The sequence below is a fragment of the Bordetella petrii genome (assembly GCF_000067205.1).
GTDB classification, from domain to species: Bacteria; Pseudomonadota; Gammaproteobacteria; order Burkholderiales; family Burkholderiaceae_B; genus Bordetella_A; species Bordetella_A petrii.
On sequence record NC_010170.1, the window covers coordinates 1,864,833 to 1,887,393 of the forward strand.

Consider the following 22,561-nt stretch of genomic DNA (forward strand, 5'->3'; position numbering starts at 1 on the left):
TGACACCCTGAGGGAGTCACGCACCCGGAACGTGTTCCGTGAGAATAAACCACCTGAACTCCACCGCCTGAATCGGCTTTTCACGGCCCGTCGCGGGCGCAGTTCCAGCTTCCGTACACCACCGGCCCTTGCCGTGCGGCGGGTGGCGCATGCCAATCGACTGGATGCGACTGCATTTCGATGCGCAGTTCCAGTTGCAGGGCCAGCAGCCCGCTTTGCAGGGCGCGTTGCGCGCAAGAGCCGGCAGGCCGGCCCATTTGCCGCAGCAGCGCGCGGGTTATCGGCGCCAGCGGCCGGTGCAGGGCGGTCAGGCGCAGGTGCAGGGTGTTGGCATCGAATATCGTGGGGCCGCCCGCCATGGCGCCGCGCGCTGCGTGCTGTTCGGCCTGGTAGTCGTTGCTGACGGCGCGACGCCCGGAAACGCCGGCCACCTTCAGGCCAGGGCGGGCGTGGGCCTGGAAGGCGGCCGCGCCGGGCTGCAGTACTTCGATGCGCCATGGCGGCATGCCGGCCGTTGCACCGTCCGTCCGGGCGAATGGCTGCAAGGCTTGTTTGTATGCACGGGCAATGGCCGCTGGCTGGCCATGCTGCGCGGCGCCGGCGCGGGCGGCGTCGAGCAGGGCGACATAGGCCAGTTGCCGCGCCAGGTGCCAGTGCACCGCCTCGGCGGCCAGCACGCCCAGCAGTAGCAGGGGCGGGGCGGCCAGGGCGAATTCCAGCAACGCGGCACCGCGGCTGCGCCTCGGCATGCCACGGCGCAATTGTGCAGAAGTCTGGTAGCGCATCGCCGCAGTGTGCCTGCCACGACCTTGGCCGTCGATTGTGGCATCTACGCCTGGCCAAATCCGCGCGGCCGCCGCAAGGCGAGCAGCGCGCGGCGCTTCGACAGTGGCGCTCAGTGCACCGTTGGAGGATCCTGCTCGGGCATCGGCTTGGCCGGGGCGAACAGTCCCGAGCAGTCGACCGCGTCGAATTCATACGGCTTGCCGCAGAAATCGCAGGTGACGCGCACGTTGCCTTGCTCGGCCAGAATGTCCTGGACTTCGCGCTCGCCCAGCGTGCGCAGCATGGACGACACGCGCTCGCGCGTGCATGTGCAATGCCAGCGCACGGGAATGGGCTCGAAGGCGATCAGGGTTTCTTCCCAGTACAGCCGGTGGATCAGAGTGTCGATGTCGGTGCGGACCAGTTCGTCGGGCTCGAGTGTGTTGGCCAGCACAATGGCGCGCTCCAGCGTGTCGGCGGTGCTTTCGGCGCGCGCCGCGCCGCCCTGGTCGGGCAGCCGTTGCACCAGCAGGCCGGCGGCATACTGCGTATCGGCCTGCAGCCACAGGCGGGTATCGAGCTGCTCGGAGGCTTTCATGTAGTGCTGCAGGGCTTGCGCCACGGTGTCGCCTTCCAGGGGCACGATGCCCTGGTAGGTTTGCTGGCCTGGCACCTTGCGGCGCGGGTCCAGCACCACGATGAAGCGGCCCTGGCCATCGGGATTGAGCAGGCTTTGCATATTGCCGTCGGCCGGCACCGCGTGGCCCTCGCGTATTTTCACGGTGGCGCGCAGGCTCAGGTCTGACTGGCATTCGACCACCAGCAGCGCGATAGGTCCGCTGCCCTGGATCTGCAGCAGCAGCGACCCCTCGAACTTGATATTGGCCGCCAGCAGTGCCGCGGCCGCCATCAGTTCGCCCAGCAGGCGCTGGACGGCGGGCGGATACTGGTGGTTTTCCTGGGCGGCCAGCCAGGTGTCGTGCAGCCGTACGGCCTGGACCCGCACCGAGCGGTCTTCGAACAGGTATTTCTTGAGTTGATCGGTCATGGAGGAATGTTAGCCGATCGCCCGGTTCCGTCGCGTCAGCCGATGCGCTTGAGCGCCTGTTTGTAGTGCCGTCCGCGCGTTTCGTAGTGGCGCGTGTTCTTGTGCATGGTGGCGATTTCCTCGGCGGTGAGCTCGCGCACCACCTTGCCGATGCCGATGACCAGCGAATTATCGGGAATGATGCGGCCCTCGGGGATGATGGCTCCCGCGCCCACCAGGCAGTTGCGCCCCACCACGGCATTATTCAGCACGATGGCCTGCATGCCGATCAGGGCGCCTTCATGGATGGTGCAGCCGTGCAGCATGGCCTGGTGCCCCACCGTGACCCCCGGGCCGACCGTCAGCGGACAGCCCTCGTCGACGTGCAGCACGCTGGATTCCTGGATGTTGCTGCCCGCCTGGATGACGATGGGCGCGTTGTCGCCCCTGATGGACACGTGCGACCAGATACTGACGCCGGCCTGCAAGGTGACGTCGCCGATGATGTCGGCGCTGTCGGCGACGTAGACAGTGGGGTCGATGGCAGGCGTTTGCTCGTCAAGCTGGTAGATGGGCATGCAACGGTCTCCGGTATGCAATCAGGCCTGGGTGGCGGCCGCCCGCGCTTCTTCGCGCTGGCGCAGCACCCTGCGCTGGATTTTACCGGTGGTGGTCATGGGCAGCTCATCGATGAACTCGATTTCCTTCGGATACTCGTAGGGCGCCAGGCGGTCGCGCACGTGCTCTTGCAAGGCCTGGATGAGCTGGGCCTGGTCGTGGCCGGCGTATTCGGGGGTCAGCACCACGTAGGCCTTGACCAGCGCGCCCCGCTCGGCATCGGGCTTGGGCACTACCGCGGCATTGGCCACGGCGTCGTGCCCCAGCAGGCAATTTTCGATTTCGCCCGGGCCGATGCGGTAGCCGGCCGACTTGAACACGTCATCGGCGCGGCCCGCATACCATAGGTAGCCGTCGGCATCGATGCTGGCCAAGTCGCCGGTGCGGCACCAGTCGCCGGTGAATTTGGCCTGGGTGGCGGCCTCATTGCGCCAGTAGCCCAGGAACAGAATGGGGTCGGGAAAACCGTGGATATCGTACCGGTTCAGAGCAATTTCGCCGGTTTCGCCCGGCGCGACCGGCTGGCCCGCGTCATCGATGACAGCCACCTGGTGGCCCGGGTAGGGGCGTCCCATGCTGCCCGGCCGGGCCGGCCAGCGCAGGCGGCTGTTGCCCACCAGGTAGTTCATTTCGGTCTGGCCGAACATTTCGTTGGGGGTGATGCCCAGCGCGGTCTGGCACCAGGAAAACACGGTTTCGCCCACGCTCTCGCCCGCGCTCATGACCGCCCGCAGGGCCAGCCGGTAGCGGCTGGCGGGCTCGGGCACCGCCTTCATCATCATCTTGAGCGCGGTAGGGAACAGGAAGGTATTGGTGACCTGGTAGCGCTCCATCAGTTCGAAGGCCCGCTCGGGCGTGAAGCGCCCGCGCGTGCCCACGATGGGGTGGCCGAAATACAGGGTGGGCAGCAAGGCGTCCATCATGCCGCCGGTCCAGGCCCAGTCGGCCGGCGACCAGAATACGTCGTTGGGCTTGGGGAACCAATCTTGCGAGGCCACGAAGCCCGGCAGGTTGCCGATCAGGACGCTGTGGGGCAGCAGGGCGCCCTTGGGGGCGCCGGTGGTGCCCGACGTGTACAGCAGGATGGCCGGGTCGGACGCGCGCGTGGGCACGGGCTTGAATTCGCCGGGCTGGCGGGCCAGCAGGCTGCGCCACGGCAGCACGCGCTCGTCGGCGAAGCCGATGCCGATGATCTGGTGCAGGTTGGGGCAGTTGTCGCTGATGGCCAGCAGGTTGGCGCTGGAGGCGTAGTCGACGATGGCGATCCGGGCGTCGGAGTCGCGCAGCCGGGTTTCCAGGGCTTCCGGGCCGAACAGCGACGACAGGGGCACGACCACTGCGCCGACGCTATAGATGGCCATGTGCGCCACGGCCGTCTCGGGGCGTTGTCCTAAAACCACACCGACACGGTCGCCGCGCTCGACGCCCATCTTGACCAGGCCATTAGCCAGTTGGTTGGCTGCCTCGGCCAGGCGCGCGTAGGTCCAGACTTCGCGGTTGCCGGCCTCGTCTTCGTAATAGATGGCGATGCGCCGGGCGTCGGAGCTGCTGGCCGCCCAGCGGTGGCAGCAGGCTTCCGCAATATTGAATTGGGTCGGCACCAGCCAGCGGAATGATTGGTAGAGCGCGTGATATTGGTCGTTCATGGCCCTATGTTGTAAGCGCGCCGGCGACCGTCCCCTGGGGATGCCGCCTGGGACCGGGATGCCCCAAGTGCAAGCATGACCTAGAGGGCCGCGAACTGCAACATTCCCGTGCGGCTAACGGGGACGTATAAGGGTTTTTACGGGTGTTTGTCCTGTCGGCGCAAGGCCGAGGGCAAGGCCGGCAGCGACAGCGGCCGGCGGCCGCGCGCCACGGCCGCCCCGATTTCGCGCCGGGCATGCTGCGCGGCCCAGTCCAGCAGCACCAGTTGGCCGTCGTGCGATTCGGCCAGGGCCGACAGGCTTTCCACCCAGTCGCCGTCATTGCAGTACAGCACGCCACCCACTTCGCGCAGCTCGGGCTTGTGGATATGGCCGCACACCACGCCGTCCAGGCCCCGGCGGCGCGCTTCGCCGGCCAGGGTTTCCTCGAAGTCGGTAATGAACGCCACGGCGTTCTTGACCTTGTGCTTCAAGTACTGCGATAGCGACCAGTAGTGCAGGCCGAGCCGGTGCCGCAGCCGGTTGAAATGGTGGTTCAGCCACAGCGCCGACTGGTACAGCGTATCGCCCAGATGGGCCAGCCATTTGCTGTGCTGGATCACGCCATCGAACTGGTCGCCGTGCAGCACCAGCAGGCGCTGTCCGCGCGCCGTCACGTGCACCTCTTCGTCCAGGATCTCGATGTCGCCGAAGGCGTATCCGATGAACTCGCGCGCGAACTCGTCATGGTTGCCCGGCACGAACACTACCCGCGTGCCGTTGCGGGCTTTGCGCAGGATGCGCTGCACGACATCGTTGTGGGCGCGCGGCCAATGCCAGTGTTTGCGCAATTGCCAGCCGTCGACAATGTCGCCCACCAGGTACAGCGTGTCGGATTCGTTGCGTTCCAGGAAATCCAGCAGGAATTCCGCCTTGCACCCGGCCGTGCCCAGGTGCAGGTCGGAAATCCAGAGTGTGCGCCAGTGGGTAGGGCGGACTTCGTTCACGTGGGCATCCCGCGGGGCTGTCGTCATGCCCAGGGATGTAATCATCCAGGCGTGACGCCAGTGTGACCGCCGGATGACGCCGTTGTGACGGATGCGTCCCTGGCGACGCCTCAGGCCTTGCGCGGCGGCGCGTTGCGCAGGCGCGTGCCCAGCAGCCGGTCGTGCAGGAACTGCCCATCGCGGTCGAACCACGACCAGACGAAGATGGCAAAAGGTGCGGCGACGATGAACATGTCTACCGATTTCCAGCCGGTAGCCGCCGAGGCAACGCCCACGATGCCCGCCCCCACCAGCACGGGCGGCCAGGCTAGCGCGTAGCGCGCCATCAGGCGCGGCACCGAAGGCGGCCGGCCATCGCGGTCGACAAGCCGGATGTTCCAGGTTTTCATGGGCAGCGTCTGGCCCTTGCGGCGCCAGCACAACACGAAGTAGGCCCCAATGGCGAGGAACAGCCATGCCTGGCGGGCGTGGCGCAACATCAGGGCGTGCCGGCTCTGGGTAAGCGTGTCGAACAGGTAGCCGGCCAGGAACACCACGCCAAACAGCAGCACGGCTTCGTACATCATGCAGGCAAAGCGGCGCAGCCGGCTGGGGGTTTGTTGGGGGTCGATGTCGGTCATGGGGGCGTATTATCCCGCATCCCGATCGGGTGAAAAAACAACTCTCGCGCCGCGCCGTGTGGGCGGGCTAGTTGGGGGAGCATTCTTGTCCGCAGGGGGCCGTGGGCAAAAAAAACCCACCGTTGCGGGTGGGTCTTAAAAGGGGCTGTAGCAGCCCCCAAGGGGAAATCGGTATGTGGCGCGGCCTGGCTTCTGGCTTCAGGCGGCCGAGTGCGCGGCCTTGGCGCCGGCGGCTTCGCGGGCCACCAGGGACTTGATGCCCTTGCCCAGCTTGCGCAGGCCCGAGGCCAGGGCGCGCATGGGACGGGGGCGGAATTGTTCTTCGATGGCTTGCAACATCAGCTGACGCTCGAGTTCGTCGGTCAGTCGGACGGTGGGGTTGACGTTGATCACGATAATTCCAGGGCTTGCGTAAATTTAAAGCGGTGTGTTTCGCTACGGGTTAACCCGAATTTTAGGGTTAACCCTGAATTTATGCAAGAGCCTGGTGCAACGCGCGCAATTTTGGTGCCGATAATGCGCCAGTTCGGCGCCTTGTGGCTTCCCGGCCACAATAGAGGCGCCAGATTGCAGCTTTCTTACAACGCCGGGTCGGGCCGTTCCCGGTAGCTGGCCGCCACCAGTTCGAAGCCGAACAGGCGGCAGTCGAGCGCGCCGTTGTACAGCGGCGTACGGCGCAGCGGCTTCAGGCGCAGGCGTTGCGGCAGGTCGCGGTCGCTCGAGATGGCGTGCACCTGCCAACCAGCGAATTCCCGCTTCAGGTGGGTTGACCAGGTTCGCCAGAGGTCGTCATCATCGGCCGGCAGACGTTCCCCGTAGGGGGGGTTGGTGACGATCCAGCCGTGCTCGGCCGGGGCCGGCACCTGCCGGGCATCGCCCACTTCGAAGCGGATGGTGTCGGCCGTCAGCCAGGCGCGTTCGGCATTGTTGCGCGCGTACTCGATGGCCATCGGGTCCAGGTCGTAGCCCACCAGCGGCGCATCCAGGCTGGGCAGGATGCGCGCGCGGGCGTCGTCTTTCAGGTCATGCCAGCGCCGCGCGTCGTGGCCGCGCAGGCGCTCGAAGCCGAACGGGCGCGAAATGCCCGCCGGCACGCCCAGCGCGATCCAGGCGGCCTCGATCAGGATGGTGCCGCTGCCGCAGAACGGGTCGAGCAACGGGGCGGCGGGGTCCCAGCCGGCCAGCGCCAGCATGCCGGCGGCAAGGTTCTCGCGCAGCGGCGCTTCGCCCTTGTCCAGCCGCCAGCCGCGCTTGAACAGCGATTCTCCCGAAGTGTCGAGGTACAACGTGGCGGTGTGGCCGGTCAGGAACAGGTGCACGCGCGCATCGGGCCGCACGGTGTCGATGCTGGGCCGTTCGCCTTCCAGTTCGCGCAGGCGGTCGCAGATGCCGTCTTTTGCGCGCAGGTTGCAGTAGTGCAGGCTTTGCACCGGGCTCTTGATGGCCGAGGTGTCCACCCGCAAAGTCTGCTCCGCGCCGAACCAGCGTTCCCAGGGCACGCTGCGGGCCAGATCGAGGATGTCGTCTTCGTGCGAGATTTCCGCGTGCGCCACTTGCAGCAGAATGCGGGTGGCCAGCCGCGAGTACAGGTTGGCGCGTTGCATGCCGGCCCAGTCGGCGCTGAAGTGGCAGCCCGCGCGGCCGGCGCGCGCGTCGGCAAAACCCAGCGCCTGCATTTCGGCGGTCAGCGCGGCCTCCAGCCCTTGCGGGCAGGGGGCGAAGGCCTCGAACGTTTCGGCTTCGCGCGCGGCGCGTGGCTGGCGGCGGCGCACGGCGGGCTGCTCGGCGTATTCTTCGGCTGCTGGCTCGGGTTGGGGGCGGGGCCGGGGCCGGGGCTGTGTCACGGGCGGCGCGGCCGGCTCTGCGGTGCGCCGTTGGGCTTTTTCCCGGGCAAGTTCCATTTGCGCGGCCGACCGCGCGCGCGCGCCGCTGCGGGTGCGCTTGGAACCGCGCTCGGCGGCGTGGGCGTCGCGCGCCGTTTTCTTGACCGTCAGCGTTTTGCGGCGGTCTTGTTCATCAGAGGACATACGAATCCGGGCCTGTGGCCAGGCAGGTGGTCAGAAGGGCTTGAGCACTACCAGCAGCACCACCGCCACGAGCAGCAAGACGGGAACTTCGTTGAACCAGCGGTAGAACTTGTGCGAGCGCGTGTTGCGGCCTTGCTCGAATTTGCGCAGCATCACGCCGCAGGCATGATGGTAGCCGATGATGAGCAGCACGAAGAACAGTTTGGCGTGCATCCAGCCATTGCCAGGACCCATGCCGATGCCGTAGCCCACGTAAAGCCACAGGCCTAGCGCCACGGCGATGACGGCCAGCATGGTGGTGAAGCGATACAGGCGGCGCGCCATGCTGACCAGACAGGACTGTACGGCGTGGTCGGGCTGCTGGGCCAGATTGACGTACAGGCGCGGCAGGTAGAACAGCCCGGCGAACCAGGACGCGATGAAGACGATATGAAAGGCCTTGACCCAGAGCATGGCGGGCGTCCGATGGGGCGTAGTGATGGCTGTATTGTAGTCAAGGATAGTGGGGGCTGTTTGGGTCGGGTGTTTTGGTTCTTGTTGTTTTGGTTCTTGCGTCGCCTTGCCGTTTCGGGGTGGGGGCTGGGCGAAGCCCGTCGGGCTCGGGCGCAACCGGGCGCCCTCGGCCTGCTGCGCAGCTGCCCCGCCGGTCAACTCGCCCAGCCCCCACCCCGTAACGGCAAGGCTGGCAGCGTTTCAATATGGCGTAACGCCATGGCGCTTTGCCGCGGCTTTCGCTTCATCCTCCCACAGGGATCGCCGTCCAGATGCAGAGTGCAGTGGCTGCTTCGAATTCACCCGCCCCCAGTTTCGCGTAGTTCGCCAAGCGGCGGCGGCGCGTTGGGCGACGGGGCAGCCTGCGTAGCAGGCCGAGGGCGCCTGGTTGCGCCCGAGCCCGGCGCACGGGCGCCGCCGCCGCTTGGCGAACTGCGCGAAACGGCGCAAGAACTCCCCCCATCAGATCACATACAAATCCACATACTCGTGCACCGGCATGGCCTCCAGCGTTTGCTGGTCGAGCGATGCCGCCAGGATGCGCGCCTGTTGCCGGGGCGGGAAGATGCGGGCCAGGTTGGTGCGGAATTTGGCTTCGAGCAGCGGGATGCCTTCCTGGCGGCGCCGCTTGTGACCGATGGGATACTCGCAGACGATCTCGTCCAGCCGGGTGCCGTCGTTGAATTCGACCGTCAGCGCATTGGCGATCGAGCGCTTGTCGGGGTCATGGTAGTCGCGCGTGAAGGCCGGGTCTTCAACGCACACGATCTTGTCGCGCAGCGCATCGATGCGCGGGTCGCGCGCCACGTCGTCTTCGTAGTCGGCAGCCGTCAGGCGCCCGAACAATACGGGCACCGCCACCATATACTGGATGCAGTGGTCGCGGTCGGCGGGATTGTTCCGCGGCCCCTTCTTGTCGATGATGCGAATGCAGGCCTCGTGCGTGCGGATGGTAATCCGGCTGATGTCGCCGGCTGACTTGCCGGCAGCCTGCAGCCGCTTGTGGATATCCATGGCGCATTCCACCGCTGTCTGCGCGTGGAACTCGGCCGGGAAAGAAATCTTGAACAGCACGTTCTCCATCACGTAGCTGCCGTAGGGGCGCTGGAACTTGAACGGCTGGCCCTTGAACAGCACATCGTAAAAGCCCCAGGTCTTGGTGGTAAGCACCGAGGGGTAGCCCATCTCGCCGGTACGCGCCATCAGCGCCAGGCGTACCGCGCGGCTGGTGGCGTCGCCCGCCGCCCAGCTCTTGCGGCTGCCGGTGTTGGGGGCGTGGCGATAGGTGCGCAGGCTTTGTCCGTCGACCCAGGCCAGCGACACCGCATTGATGGTTTCTTCGCGGTCCAGGCCGAGCAGCTGCGCCACCACCGCGGTGGTGGCCACCTTGACCAGCACCACGTGGTCCAGCCCCACCTTGTTGAACGAATTTTCCAGCGCGATGCAGCCCTGGATTTCATGCGCCTTGATCATGCCCGCCAGTACGTCGCGCATGGTCAGCGGCGCCTTGCCGGCCGCGATGGCGTTGCGCGACAACCAGTCGGCCGTGGCCAGGATGCCGCCCAGGTTGTCGGAGGGGTGGCCCCATTCGGCCGCCAGCCAGGTGTCGTTGAAATCCAGCCAGCGGATCATCGCGCCGATATTGAATGCGGCCTGTACCGGATCGAGCTGGAATTGCGTGCCAGGCACCTTCGCGCCGTTGGGCACCACCGTGCCCGGCACAATGGGCCCCAGCAGCTTGCGGCAGGCCGGGTATTCCAGCGCTTCCAGGCCGCAGCCCAACGTGTCGATCAGGCAGTTGCGGGCGGTTTCGTAGGCCAGCTTGCTGTCGATTTCATAGCCCAGGACGTAGTCGACGATATCGACCAGGACCTGGTCCGGCTCGGGGCGGATATTCGAGACAGGGGTAGACATGGCGGCTCCTTGGAGAGGGCGGGCCGGCGCGGCACGCGCGTCGCGGCCGGAAGGGGGCAACAACCAAACAGGGGAAGGAACCCCAAAACAGGCTGATTGTCGACAATCTAGCCCTAAACCAGCGGAATGGCTATAATTTCCCCAGCTATAACGCGTGAATTGTCAACATGGACACCAAAATCCTGACACTGCCCGTCGCAGCCGAAGGCGAGGCCGAAACCCTGTCGGACCACGTTTTCCGCAAAATCCAGGCGGCCATCGTCAAGGGCGAGATCGCGCCGGGCAGCAAGATGTCCGAACCCGAACTCGCGCGTACCTACGGCATCAGCCGCGGGCCGCTGCGCGAAGCCATCCATCGGCTCGAGGGCCAGCGGCTGCTGGTGCGCGTGCCGCACGTGGGCGCGCGGGTCGTGTCGCTCAGTCAGCAAGAACTGTGCGAGCTCTACCAGATCCGCGAATCCCTCGAAGGCATGGCCTGTCGCCTGGCGGCCGAGCGCATGACGCCCGCCACCGCGGGCGAACTGCGCCGCGTGCTCGAGGCACACGAACGCGACGAGGCCTTCCAGGCCGGGCGCGGGTATTACCTGCAAGAAGGCGACTACGACTTCCACTACCGCATCGTCCAGGCCAGCGGCAACCAGATGCTGATCCGCCTGCTGTGCGACGAACTTTATCAACTGGCGCGCATGTACCGCATCCAGTATTCGGCCACGCCCAACCGACCCCGCCAGGCGTACGCCGAGCATCACCGTATTCTCGACGCCATCGCCGATGGCGACGGGGAATTGGCGGAACTCCTGATGCGCAGGCACATCCGCGCATCGCGTCTCAACATTGAACATCACATCGCACAGGGCAACCTGCAGCGCACCGAGGCATGAACACAAAATACCGCAAGCCCCTGCCGGGCACCGACCTGGAATACTTCGATGCGCGCGCCGCCGTTGAGGCGATCGCGCCCGGCGCCTACGACGGCCTGCCATATACATCGCGCGTGCTGGCTGAAAACCTGGTGCGCCGCTGCGATCCGGCGCTGCTCGACGACGCGCTGCGCCAGCTTGTCGAGCGCCGTCGCGATCTCGATTTTCCGTGGTTCCCGGCGCGCGTGGTGTGCCACGACATCCTGGGCCAGACCGCGCTGGTAGACCTCGCCGGCCTGCGTGACGCCATTGCCGACAAAGGCGGCGACCCGGCGAAGGTGAATCCGGTCGTGCCGGTGCAGTTGATCGTCGACCACTCGCTGGCGGTCGAGCATGGCGGCTTCGAGCCCGATGCCTTCCAGAAAAACCGCGCCATCGAAGACCGCCGCAACGAAGACCGCTTCCATTTCATCGAATGGACGCGCCAGGCGTTCCGCAACGTCGACGTGGTGCCGCCCGGCAACGGCATCATGCATCAGATCAATCTCGAACGCATGTCGCCGGTCATTCATGCGCAAGACGGCGTCGCCTACCCGGACACCCTGGTGGGCACCGACAGCCACACGCCGCACGTCGACGCGCTGGGCGTCATCGCCGTGGGCGTGGGCGGCCTGGAGGCCGAGAACGTCATGCTGGGCCGGGCGTCGTGGATGCGGCTGCCGGACATCGTCGGCGTCGAGCTCACCGGCCGCCGCCAACCGGGCATTACCGCCACCGACATCGTGCTGACGCTGACCGAATTCCTGCGCAAAGAGCGCGTGGTGGGCGCCTACCTGGAATTCTTCGGAGAGGGCGCGTCCAGCCTTACGCTGGGCGACCGCGCCACCATTTCCAACATGGCGCCCGAGTACGGCGCCACCGCGGCAATGTTCTCCATCGATGGCCAGACCATCGAATACCTGAAGCTCACCGGCCGCGACGATGCGCAGGTCAAGTTGGTGGAAGCCTACGCCCGCACGGCTGGACTGTGGTCCGACACCTTGATCAACGCCCAGTACGAGCGCGTGCTGCGGTTCGACCTGTCCAGCGTGGTGCGCACGCTGGCCGGCCCGTCCAATCCGCACCGTCGCCTGCCGGTGGCCGATCTGGCCGAGCGCGGCATTGCCGGGCCGGCCGAAACGCAGCCCGGCCTGATGCCCGACGGCGCCGTCATCATCGCCGCCATTACCAGTTGCACCAACACCAGCAACCCCCGCAACGTCATCGCCGCGGGCCTGCTGGCGCGCAACGCCAACCGCGCCGGCCTGAGCCGCAAGCCGTGGGTGAAGACCTCGCTGGCGCCCGGCTCCAAAACCGTGGCCATGTACCTGGACGAGGCCGGCCTGACCGCCGAGCTGGAACAACTGGGCTTCGGGGTGGTGGCATTCGCCTGTACCACCTGCAATGGCATGTCGGGTGCGCTGGATCCCGCCATCCAGCAAGAAATCATCGAGCGCGATCTCTATTCCACGGCCGTGCTCTCGGGCAACCGCAATTTCGACGGGCGCATCCATCCCTATGCCAAGCAGGCCTTCCTGGCGTCGCCGCCGCTGGTGGTGGCCTACGCCATTGCCGGCACCATTCGCTTCGACATCGAGCGCGACGCGCTGGGCACCGACGCCGATGGCAAGCCGGTACGCCTGAAAGACATCTGGCCCAGCGATGAAGAAATCGACGCGGTGGTGAAGGCCGCGGTCAAGCCGGAGCAGTTCCGCAAGGTGTACGAACCCATGTTCGGCATCCGCGACGAGCGCCGCGAGGCCGTCAGCCCGCTGTACCAATGGCGGGCCGCCAGCACCTACATTCGCCGCCCGCCGTACTGGGAAGGCGCGCTGGCCGGCGAACGCACCATGCGCGGCATGCGGCCGCTGGCGGTGCTGGGCGACAACATCACCACCGACCATCTTTCGCCTTCCAACGCCATTCTTCCCGATAGCGCGGCCGGTGAGTACCTGGCCAAGATGGGGCTGCCCGAAGAAGACTTCAACTCGTACGCCACCCACCGCGGCGACCACCTGACCGCGCAGCGCGCCACCTTCGCCAACCCCAAGCTGTTCAACGAGATGGTGCGCAACGACGACGGCAGCGTGCGGCAAGGCTCGCTGGCGCGCGTCGAGCCCGAGGGCAAGGTCATGCGCATGTGGGAAGCCATCGAAACCTACATGCAGCGCAAACAGCCGCTCATCATCGTGGCGGGCGCCGACTACGGGCAGGGCTCGTCGCGTGACTGGGCCGCCAAGGGCGTGCGCCTGGCCGGCGTCGAAGTCATCGTGGCCGAAGGGTTCGAGCGCATCCACCGCACCAACCTGCTCGGCATGGGCGTGCTGCCGCTGGAGTTCAAGCCCGGCACCAATCGCAATACGCTGGAGCTCGACGGCACCGAAACCTACGACGTGATCGGCGAGCGCAAGCCGCGCGCCGACCTGACGCTGGTGGTGCATCGCCGCAACGGCCAGACCATCCAGGTGCCCGTGACCTGCCGCCTGGATACGGCCGAAGAAGTCTCCATCTACGAGGCCGGCGGCGTACTGCAGCGCTTCGCGCAAGACTTCCTCGAAGCCGAATCCGCACAGACTGCCCGCCGCGCGGGTTGATCCACGCTGTTCCGGGGCGCGTTAGGGGCGCCCCGGAACTTTTTTTCGACATACCGATTCCCCAGGACAGCACCATGGCCCATGCACCCCAGATCAGGATTCCCGCCACCTATATGCGCGGCGGCACGAGCAAAGGCGTGTTCTTCAAGCTGACTGACCTGCCCGAGGCGGCCCAGGCGCCAGGCCCCGATCGCGACGCGCTGTTGCTGCGCGTGATCGGCAGCCCCGATCCCTACGGCAAGCAGATCGACGGCATGGGCGCGGCCACCTCCAGCACCAGCAAGACGGTCATCCTGGCCAAGAGCAGCCGGCCCGACCACGATGTGGATTATCTGTTCGGCCAGGTGTCCATCGACCAGCCATTCGTCGACTGGAGCGGCAACTGCGGCAATCTGTCGGCCGCCGTGGGTCCGTTCGCCATCGCCAACGGCCTGGTCGATCCCCAGCGGGTGCCGGCCGACGGCATTGCCGTCGTGCGCATCTGGCAGGCCAACATCGGCAAGACCATCATCGCCCATGTGCCCATGACGGGCGGGGCGGTGCAGGAAACCGGCGATTTCGAGCTCGACGGTGTCACTTTTCCTGCCGCCGAGGTGCAGCTCGAGTTCATGGACCCGGCCGACGACGGCGACGCGGGCGGCTCGATGTTTCCCACCGGCAACCTGGTCGACGAGCTTGAGGTGCCGGGCGTGGGCACGTTCAAGGCCACGTTCATCAACTCCGGCATTCCCACCATCTTTCTCGAGGCCGCGGCGCTGGGCTATACCGGCACCGAGCTGCAGGACGACATCAACGGCGACCCCGCCGCGCTGGCCCGCTTCGAAACCATCCGCGCGCACGGCGCGCTGCGCATGGGCCTGATCGGTTCGCTGGAAGAGGCCGCCGGCCGCCAGCACACGCCCAAGGTGGCTTTCGTGGCCCCGCCCGCCGACTACACGGCATCCAGTGGCAAGCGCATCGCTGCCGGTGATGTCGACTTGCTGGTGCGGGCCATGTCAATGGGCAAGCTGCACCACGCCATGATGGGCACGGCCTCGGTCGCCATCGCCACCGCGGCCGCGGTGCCGGGCACCCTGGTCAACCTGGCCGCCGGCGGCGGCGAGCGCGAGGGCGTGCGTTTCGGCCACCCGTCGGGCACGCTGCGCGTGGGCGCCCAGGCCCGCCTGGTCAACGGCGAATGGACCGTCACCAAAGCCATCATGTCGCGCAGCGCGCGCGTGCTCATGGAAGGCTGGGTGCGCGTGCCCTGGGCGCCTCGCGCCTGAGGGAAAGCTTGGGGGGGGCGTGGCCGGAGGCTGGCGTTGTTCGCTCAGCCTGTGGGTGTCGGCCAGGTGCCGCCAGGTGTCGCCCCAGTGACGCCTAGGTGTCGCCCAGGTGTCAGGCTCCCGAAGGGTGCCTGACACCGTTCGGTTGAAACAGGCTCTGCCCACTTTGGTGTCAGGCACCCTTCGGGAGCCTGACACCTGACCCTCTGGCCCGCCTGGACTCGCGTCCAGGCCTTTTGCAATGCGCGTGACCGCAGGCGCTTACTTGCGCTTTTCCAACGGTACGTATTTCTGGAGGTGTCAGGCTCCCGAAGGGTGCCTGACACCTGACCCTCTGGCCCGCCTGGACTCGCGCCCAGGCCTTTTGCAACGCGCGTGACCGCAGGCGCTTACTTGCACTTTTCCAACGGCATGTATTTCTGGAGGTGTCAGGCACCCTTCGGGAACCTGACACCTGACCTTCTGGCCCGCCTGGGCTCGCGCCCAGGCCTTTTGCAATGCGCGTGACCGCAGGCGCTTACTTGCGCTTTTCCAGCGGCACGTATTTCTGGTCTTCGGGCCCGACGTAATTGGCGGTGGGCCGGATGATCTTGTTGTCGACGCGCTGTTCAATGATGTGGGCCGACCAGCCCGCCGTGCGCGCTATGACGAACAACGGGGTGAACATGGCGGTGGGCACGCCCATCATGTGGTAGCTCACGGCCGAGAACCAGTCCAGGTTGGGGAACATCTTCTTGATGTCCCACATGACGGTTTCCAGGCGTTCGGCGATGTCGAACATCTTGGTGCTGCCGGCCTTTTTCGACAGCTTGCGCGCCACTTCCTTGATGACCTTGTTGCGCGGGTCGGACACCGTGTACACCGGATGGCCGAAGCCGATGATGACTTCCTTGGCTTCGACGCGACGGCGGATGTCGGCCTCGGCTTCGTCGGGGCTGTCGTAGCGCTTCTGCACTTCGAAAGCCACTTCGTTGGCGCCGCCATGCTTGGGGCCGCGCAGCGCGCCGATGGCGCCGGTGATGGCCGAATAGATGTCAGAGCCGGTGCCGGCAATGACGCGGCCGGTGAAGGTCGACGCATTGAACTCGTGCTCGGCGTACAGGATCAGCGAGGTATGCATGGCGCGCACCCAGTCGTCCGACGGCTTCTTGCCATGCAGCAGGTGCAGGAAGTGCCCGCCGATGCTGTCGTCGTCGGTCTGCACGTCGATGATGCGGCCGTTATGGCTGTAGTGGTACCAGTACAGCAGCGCCGAGCCCAGGTTGGCCATCAGGCGGTCGGCGATGTCGCGCGCGCCGGGAATGTTGTGGTCGTCTTTCTCGGGCAGCACGCAGCCCAGCACGGACACGGCCGTGCGCATCACGTCCATGGGGTGGCTGGAGGCGGGCAGGCTTTCCAGGGCGTCCTGCAGTTGGGCGGGCAGGCCGCGCAGCGCGCGCAGTTTTTCTTTGTAGGCCTTCAGCTCAGCCTTGGTGGGCAGCTTGCCGTGCACCAGCAGGTGCGCGATTTCTTCGAACTCGGCGGTGCCGGCGAAATCCAGGATGTCATAGCCGCGGTAGTGCAGGTCATTGCCGGTGCGGCCCACCGTGCACAGGGCAGTGTTGCCGGCCACGACGCCGGACAGCGCCACGGATTTCTTCGGCTTGAACCCGGTCTTTTCCTCGGTGGGCGTGCTGGTTTTCTTGGCGGCCGGCTTCTTTTGCGAGGTGCTCATGTCTCTGACTCCTTACCCTTGGGGGGCGTAGATGGGGCGTAATGAAAATACGGAAATGCGGGCCTATTTGCCTTTGCCCTGCTGGAACAGCGCATCCAGCTGCGATTCGAAAGCGTGGTAGCCAATGCGGTCGTACAGTTCGTCGCGGGTCTGCATGGTGTCCAGCACGTTTTTCTGGTGGCCGTCGCGGCGGATGGCCTGATAGACGTTTTCGGCGGCCTTGTTCATGGCGCGGAAGGCCGATAGCGGGTACAGCACCATGGCCACGCCCACGCCGCGCAGTTCTTCCACCGAGAACAGCGGCGTCTTGCCGAATTCGGTAATGTTGGCCAGCACCGGCACCTTGACGGCCTTGGCGAAGCGGTCGTAGGTGGGCAGGTCGTAGGCGGCTTCGGCGAAGATGGCGTCGGCGCCGGCTTCCACGCAAGCCAGCGCGCGCTCGATGGCGGCGTCCACGCCATGCGATGCGATGGCGTCGGTGCGGGCGATCAGGTAGAAGTCGGAATCGGTGCGCGCGTCGGCGGCGGCCTTGACGCGGTCGGCCATTTCCTGGGTGCTGACGATTTCCTTGCCCGGCCGGTGGCCGCAGCGCTTGGCGCCGACCTGGTCTTCGATGTGGCAGGCGGCCGCGCCGAACTTGATCAGGCTTTTCACGGTGCGCGCGATATTGAACGCCGACGGGCCGAAGCCCGTGTCGATGTCGACCAGCAAGGGCACGTCGCAAACATCGGTGATGCGGCGCACGTCGGTGAGCACGTCGTCGAGCGTGTTGATGCCGAGGTCGGGCAGGCCCAGCGAGCCGGCCGCCACGCCGCCGCCCGACAGGTAGATGGCGCGGTAGCCGGCGCGCTTGGCCAGCAGCGCGTGGTTGGCGTTGATGGCGCCGATGATCTGCAGGGGGCTTTCTTCGGCCAGCGCCTGGCGAAAGAGGGCGCCGGGAGAGGCGGGACGGGTCATGGGCGAGTCTCCGTGGAAGGCACGGACGCTCGCTCGGGCGCCCGGGCCAGATTGATGTAGCGGAAAACGCCGCGTACCGGGCGGGACCCGGAGCTGCGCAATAAAGCTGGACCCTTGCCGCCGGCAGGCGAACCCGCCGGGAAAGACACAGGTTTATTGCGTAGAGGCCCTCAAGCGGGGACGCGCGGAACCGGCTTTGCCGGCCCGCAGCGTCGTCCCCTTGAGGGGGAAGCGCACAGCGCTTCGGGGAGGATCACACTACTTCAGCAGGTCTTTCACGCCGTCGCGCTCTTCGAGCAGCTCTTTCAGCGTGAAGTCGAGGCGCTCGCGCGAGAAGGCGTCGATTTCCAGGCCTTCGACACGCTTGTATTCGCCGTTTTCGGTGGTGACCGGCACGCCGTAGATGATGCCTTCGGGGATGCCGTACGAGCCGTCGGACGGGATGCCCATGGTGACCCACTTGCCGTTGCTGCCCAGCACCCAGTCGCGCACGTGGTCGATGGCGGCGTTGGCGGCCGAGGCGGCCGACGACAGGCCGCGCGCCTCGATGATGGCGGCGCCGCGCTTGCCCACGGTGGGGATGAACGTGTCGCGGTTCCAGGCGTCGTCGTTGATCAGCTTGGCCAGGCTCTGGCCGCCGACGGTGGCGAAGCGGTAGTCGGGGTACATGGTGGGCGAGTGGTTGCCCCACACCACGAGTTTTTCGATGTCGGCCACGGCCTTGCCGGACTTGGCGGCCAGCTGCGACAGGGCGCGGTTGTGGTCCAGGCGCAGCATGGCGGTGAAGTTCTTGGCGGGCAGGTCGGGCGCCGACTTCATGGCGATGTAGGCGTTGGTATTGGCGGGGTTGCCAACCACCAGCACCTTGACGTTGCGGCTGGCCACGTCGTTCAGGGCCTTGCCCTGGGCGGTGAAGATCTGGGCGTTGACGCTGAGCAGGTCTTTGCGTTCCATGCCCGGGCCGCGCGGACGGGCGCCCACCAGCAGGGCGACGTCGGCGTCCTTGAAGGCGGTGCGGGGATCGCTGTGAGCGGTGACTTCCTGCAGCAGCGGGAAGGCGCAGTCATCCAGTTCCATGATGACGCCCTTCAGGGCCTTTTGCGCTTTTTCGTCGGGGATTTCCAGCAGTTGCAGAATGACCGGCTGGTCTTTGCCCAGCATCTCGCCGGAGGCGATGCGAAACAGAAGGGCGTAACCGATTTGGCCGGCGGCGCCGGTGACGGCGACACGCATGGCGGGCTTGGACATGAAGGTTCTCCGTAATGAGTTCGGTGAGACAAAAATCTCGCCAATCAGTGTAATCGCTGGGCACGCCTGGGCGTGCCGCCGGGCAGCCGGCAGATAGCTCGAAATCCTAGATCGAATTTACGTATACGTCAATCGCTCTTATATCTTATATAAGACATAAGACGTTGGACAATGCGCGCCGCGTTGTGCCACAATGATGTGCTTGCCCGGTATCCCGTCTGCGCTGCAGACGCTACGGCAGCGCCAGCGTCATGTTGCGCGGGCCGCGCCATCGAACAAGCACACACAACGACTTCCATGGCAGACCCCAGGCCCGAATCCGCATCACGCCATCGCGCCGCCCGCACGGCGGGCGAAGGGGCCGCTTTCAGTCCGCTTTACCGCCAGATCAAAGACCTGTTGGTGCAAAGCCTGGAACGCGGCGAATGGAAGCCCGGCGAACTCATTCCCAGCGAAATCGACCTGGCGGCCCGCTTCCAGGTCAGCCAGGGCACGGTCCGCAAGGCGGTCGATGAACTGGCCGCCGAGCACCTGCTGCTGCGCCGGCAGGGCAAGGGCACCTTCGTTGCCACCCACCACGAGGCGCGGGTGCGCTACCGCTTCCTGCGTCTGGCCGCCGACGACGAAGGCGAGGGCGGGCGCGCCGAAAGCCGCATCCTGGAATGCCGGCGGCTGCGCGCACCGGCCGAAATCGCCCGGGTGCTCGAGCTGCGCGCCGGCGAAACGGTAGTTACCATCCGCCGGCAGCTGTCCATGAATCACCGGCCCACCGTCATTGACGACATCTGGCTGCCCGGTTCGCTGTTCCGCACGCTTACCCTCGAATTGCTGACCGCCAACAAGGCGCCGCTGTATGGCCTGTTCGAAACCGAATTCGGCGTCAGCATGGTGCGCGCCGACGAAAAACTGCGGGCGGTCGAAGCGCCGGCCGAAGTCGCCGGCCTGCTGGGCGTCGCGCCCGGCGCGCCGCTGCTGCAAGTCGACCGTGTTTCCTATACGTACGGCGATCGCCCGGTGGAGGTCCGCCGCGGCCTTTACCTTACCGATCGCTACCACTATCGCAATAGCCTGAATTGATGAGCTTTTTTCCTACGATTTGATACCAACCCGTTCTCTGGGCGAAAATAGCGTGTTTGCCTGCAAAGGCGAATCCAAGTTCGCTGTCACGAATCCCTAGCACCGTAACACCGAGGCCGTCATGTCCGACACCGCTGCCAAGCCACGTCCGCAGTTCCGCAATATTGGCATTGCGCAAATTGCCCGCTACCGCCTGCCCCTGGCGGGCAAGCTGTCCATCCTGCACCGCGTCAGCGGCGCGCTGCTGTTTCTCTGTCTTCCCTTGGTCATCCTGCCGCTGTTCGCGGCCAGCGTGGCCTCGCCGGAAAGCTACGCGCAAGTGGCGCAATACGCGGGCAATCCCCTGGTGAAACTGGTGTTGCTGGTCCTGGTATGGGGCTACCTGCATCACTTCTGCGCCGGCATCCGCTACCTGGTGCTCGACCTGCACATCGGTATCGACAAGGTCTCGGCCCAGAAAAGCGCCGGTGTGGTTTTCGGCGTCAGCCTGGCGCTGACCCTCGTGTTCGCCCTCAAATTGTTCGGAGCTCTGTAAATGGCCGCTACCAAGAACTATGGCCCCACGCGCCTGGTCGTGGGCGCGCATTACGGCGTCGTCGATTTCATCGCGCAGCGCCTCACCGCCGTCATCATGGCGGTGTACACCCTGGTGCTTATCATCGGCGTGCTGGTCATGCCGTCGTTCTCGTATGAAAACTGGAAGGCGCTGTTCACCTTCCATGTCTATGCGCTTCCCCTGGGCCAGATCCTGGCCACACTGTTCTTCTTTGCGCTGGCGTGGCACGCCTGGATCGGCGTGCGCGACATCTGGATGGATTACGTCAGGCCCGCAGGCGTGCGCATGCTGCTGCAGGTGCTGACCATCCTCTGGCTGGTCGGGTCGATCGTCTATTTCGCGCAAATCCTCTGGAGTATCTAAGCCGTGGTCTCTGTCCTGAATTCATTGCCGCGCCGCCAGTTTGATGTGGTGGTCGTCGGCGCCGGCGGAGCCGGCATGCGCTGCTCGCTGCAACTGGCCCAGGCGGGCCTGTCGGTGGCGGTCCTGTCCAAAGTCTTCCCCACGCGCTCGCACACCGTGGCGGCGCAGGGCGGCGTCAGCGCGTCGCTGGGCAACATGAGCGAAGACAACTGGTACTGGCACATGTACGACACCGTGAAGGGGTCGGACTGGCTGGGCGACCAGGACGCCATCGAGTTCATGTGCCGCGAAGCGCCCAATGCCGTGTACGAACTCGAACATTTCGGCATGCCGTTCGACCGGAATGCCGACGGCACGATCTACCAGCGTCCATTTGGTGGACACACCGCGAATTTTGGTGAAAAACCCGTGCAGCGCGCCTGTGCCGCTGCCGACCGTACCGGTCACGCGCTGCTGCACACCCTGTACCAGCGCAACGTGGCGGCGCGCACCCAGTTCTTCGTCGAATGGATGGCCCTGGACCTCCTGCGCAACGAGGCTGGCGACGTGGTCGGCGTGACCGCGCTGGAAATGGAAACCGGCGACATCTACGTCCTGGAAGCCAAGACCACCGTGCTGGCCACCGGCGGCGCGGGCCGCATCTGGGCGGCGTCCACCAACGCCTTCATCAATACCGGCGACGGCCTGGGCATGGCGGCGCGCGCCGGCATTCCGCTGCAGGACATGGAATTCTGGCAATTCCACCCCACCGGCGTGGCCGGCGCGGGCGTGCTGATCACCGAAGGGGTGCGCGGCGAGGGCGGCATCCTGCTGAACAAAGACGGCGAACGCTTCATGGAGCGCTACGCGCCCACCCTGAAAGACCTGGCGCCGCGCGACTTCGTGTCGCGCTCGATGGACCAGGAAATCAAGGAAGGCCGCGGCTGCGGCCCCGACGGCAGCTATGTGGTGCTCAAGCTCGACCACCTTGGCGCCGACGTCATCAACAAGCGCCTGCCGTCGATTCGCGAAATCGCCATCAAGTTCGGTAACGTCGACCCCATCAAAGAGCCGATCCCGGTCGTGCCCACCATCCACTACCAGATGGGCGGCATCCCGGCCAACTACCATGGCCAGGTGCTCACGCACGTCAACGGCGAAAGCAAGGTCGTCAACGGCCTGTACGCCATCGGCGAGTGCGCGGCGGTGTCGGTCCATGGCGCCAACCGCCTGGGCACCAACTCGCTGCTCGACCTGATCGTGTTCGGCCGCGCCACCGGCAACCACATCGTGGCCTCGCACCCCGAGCGCCAGCATGCCCACCAGCCCGTGCCCAAGGAAGCCGTCGAGTTTTCCCGCGACCGCGTGGCCAAGCTGGAAGCGCGCACCTCGGGCGAAAAGACGCAAGACGTGGCCAACGCCATCCGCGTGTCCATGCAGCGCCACTGCGGCGTGTTCCGCACGCTGGACCTGCTCAACGAAGGCGTGGGCCAGATCGAAGACCTGGCCAAGCAGGCCGAGCACGTCTATTTCAAGGACAAGTCCAAGGTGTTCAACACCGCCCGCATCGAGGCGCTGGAACTGACCAACATGATCGAAGTGGCCCGCGCCACCATCAAGTCGGCCGCCAACCGCCACGAAAGCCGCGGCGCCCACGCGCTGAACGACCACCCCGAGCGCGACGACGTGAACTGGCTGAAGCACACCCTCTGGTATTCCGAGGATGGCCGCCTGGATTACAAGCCCGTTCAAATGAAGCCCCTGACGGTCGAGTCCTTCCCGCCCAAGGCGCGTACTTTCTAAGCAGGATGCTG

Annotated in this window: 20 protein-coding genes; 7 read left to right on the forward strand and 13 right to left on the reverse strand. The window is 65.9% G+C overall.

Translation table 11 applies throughout. From position 1 onward, the window contains the following. Positions 1-80: 80 nt before the first annotated feature. The 10 genes from BPET_RS09170 to BPET_RS09215 all read right to left on the reverse strand — a co-directional run bounded on the left by BPET_RS09170 (position 81) and on the right by BPET_RS09215 (position 10,095). On the reverse strand, positions 81-749 hold the full coding sequence (locus BPET_RS09170) for a hypothetical protein (RefSeq protein ID WP_041863727.1): 669 nt from the start codon (positions 747-749) through the stop codon (positions 81-83). A 146-nt stretch (positions 750-895) separates the two neighbouring features. After that, a complete protein-coding gene (gene hslO / locus BPET_RS09175) occupies positions 896-1,813 on the reverse strand; it encodes an Hsp33 family molecular chaperone HslO (RefSeq protein ID WP_012248727.1) in 918 nt (305 codons plus the stop codon). 35 nt (positions 1,814-1,848) lie between these two features. After that, positions 1,849-2,370, reverse strand: a complete 522-nt coding sequence (locus tag BPET_RS09180; protein ID WP_012248728.1) for a gamma carbonic anhydrase family protein — start codon at positions 2,368-2,370, stop codon at positions 1,849-1,851. A 21-nt stretch (positions 2,371-2,391) separates the two neighbouring features. Continuing rightward, positions 2,392-4,056, reverse strand: coding sequence for an acyl-CoA synthetase (locus tag BPET_RS09185; RefSeq protein ID WP_012248729.1), 1,665 nt, complete (start codon positions 4,054-4,056; stop codon positions 2,392-2,394). 137 nt (positions 4,057-4,193) lie between these two features. Beyond that, positions 4,194-5,069, reverse strand: coding sequence for a UDP-2,3-diacylglucosamine diphosphatase (locus BPET_RS09190; RefSeq protein WP_085970250.1), 876 nt, complete (start codon positions 5,067-5,069; stop codon positions 4,194-4,196). 83 nt (positions 5,070-5,152) lie between these two features. Then, positions 5,153-5,662, reverse strand: coding sequence for an RDD family protein (locus BPET_RS09195; protein WP_041862828.1), 510 nt, complete (start codon positions 5,660-5,662; stop codon positions 5,153-5,155). A gap of 198 nt (positions 5,663-5,860) precedes the next feature. Continuing rightward, positions 5,861-6,055: a hypothetical protein gene (locus BPET_RS09200; protein ID WP_012248731.1), complete on the reverse strand. Its 195-nt coding sequence runs from the start codon at positions 6,053-6,055 to the stop codon at positions 5,861-5,863. A 185-nt stretch (positions 6,056-6,240) separates the two neighbouring features. Next, entirely contained in the window at positions 6,241-7,689 is a 1,449-nt protein-coding gene (locus BPET_RS09205) for a THUMP domain-containing class I SAM-dependent RNA methyltransferase (RefSeq protein ID WP_012248732.1), read from the reverse strand. Between the two features lie 30 nt (positions 7,690-7,719). Then, complete coding sequence (locus BPET_RS09210; RefSeq protein WP_041862829.1) at positions 7,720-8,142, reverse strand: CopD family protein; 423 nt, start codon at positions 8,140-8,142, stop codon at positions 7,720-7,722. Between the two features lie 501 nt (positions 8,143-8,643). Continuing rightward, on the reverse strand, positions 8,644-10,095 hold the full coding sequence (locus BPET_RS09215; RefSeq protein WP_012248734.1) for a bifunctional 2-methylcitrate dehydratase/aconitate hydratase: 1,452 nt from the start codon (positions 10,093-10,095) through the stop codon (positions 8,644-8,646). 167 nt (positions 10,096-10,262) lie between these two features. Between BPET_RS09215 and BPET_RS09220 the strand changes: the two genes are divergently transcribed. The 3 genes from BPET_RS09220 to prpF all read left to right on the forward strand — a co-directional run bounded on the left by BPET_RS09220 (position 10,263) and on the right by prpF (position 14,853). Further along, positions 10,263-10,976: a GntR family transcriptional regulator gene (locus BPET_RS09220; protein WP_012248735.1), complete on the forward strand. Its 714-nt coding sequence runs from the start codon at positions 10,263-10,265 to the stop codon at positions 10,974-10,976. Beyond that, positions 10,973-13,588, forward strand: coding sequence for a Fe/S-dependent 2-methylisocitrate dehydratase AcnD (acnD, locus tag BPET_RS09225; RefSeq protein WP_012248736.1), 2,616 nt, complete (start codon positions 10,973-10,975; stop codon positions 13,586-13,588). The genes BPET_RS09220 and acnD overlap by 4 nt, the downstream gene beginning before the upstream one ends. A 74-nt stretch (positions 13,589-13,662) precedes the next feature. Continuing rightward, positions 13,663-14,853 carry a 2-methylaconitate cis-trans isomerase PrpF gene (gene prpF, locus BPET_RS09230; protein WP_012248737.1) on the forward strand — a complete coding sequence of 397 codons (1,191 nt, stop codon included), beginning with the start codon at positions 13,663-13,665 and terminating at the stop codon, positions 14,851-14,853. Between the two features lie 517 nt (positions 14,854-15,370). Here the strand turns inward: prpF and prpC are convergent. The 3 genes from prpC to BPET_RS09245 form a co-directional block, all read right to left on the reverse strand. Continuing rightward, a complete protein-coding gene (gene prpC / locus BPET_RS09235; protein ID WP_012248738.1) occupies positions 15,371-16,567 on the reverse strand; it encodes a bifunctional 2-methylcitrate synthase/citrate synthase in 1,197 nt (398 codons plus the stop codon). Between the two features lie 63 nt (positions 16,568-16,630). After that, a complete protein-coding gene (gene prpB / locus BPET_RS09240; protein ID WP_012248739.1) occupies positions 16,631-17,524 on the reverse strand; it encodes a methylisocitrate lyase in 894 nt (297 codons plus the stop codon). A gap of 258 nt (positions 17,525-17,782) precedes the next feature. Further along, the gene (locus tag BPET_RS09245) at positions 17,783-18,772 is read right to left on the reverse strand and encodes a malate dehydrogenase (RefSeq protein WP_012248740.1); all 990 of its coding nucleotides are present in this window, start codon (positions 18,770-18,772) and stop codon (positions 17,783-17,785) included. 297 nt (positions 18,773-19,069) lie between these two features. On the opposite strand from BPET_RS09245, the gene BPET_RS09250 reads away from it, so the two are divergent. The 4 genes from BPET_RS09250 (at position 19,070) to sdhA (ending at position 22,550) form a co-directional block, all read left to right on the forward strand. Next, positions 19,070-19,849 carry a GntR family transcriptional regulator gene (locus BPET_RS09250; RefSeq protein ID WP_041862830.1) on the forward strand — a complete coding sequence of 260 codons (780 nt, stop codon included), beginning with the start codon at positions 19,070-19,072 and terminating at the stop codon, positions 19,847-19,849. 121 nt (positions 19,850-19,970) lie between these two features. Beyond that, on the forward strand, positions 19,971-20,384 hold the full coding sequence (sdhC, locus tag BPET_RS09255) for a succinate dehydrogenase, cytochrome b556 subunit (protein WP_012248742.1): 414 nt from the start codon (positions 19,971-19,973) through the stop codon (positions 20,382-20,384). Further along, complete coding sequence (sdhD, locus tag BPET_RS09260) at positions 20,385-20,768, forward strand: succinate dehydrogenase, hydrophobic membrane anchor protein (RefSeq protein WP_012248743.1); 384 nt, start codon at positions 20,385-20,387, stop codon at positions 20,766-20,768. A 3-nt stretch (positions 20,769-20,771) separates the two neighbouring features. Then, the gene (sdhA, locus tag BPET_RS09265) at positions 20,772-22,550 is read left to right on the forward strand and encodes a succinate dehydrogenase flavoprotein subunit (RefSeq protein ID WP_012248744.1); all 1,779 of its coding nucleotides are present in this window, start codon (positions 20,772-20,774) and stop codon (positions 22,548-22,550) included. Positions 22,551-22,561 lie beyond the last annotated feature (11 nt).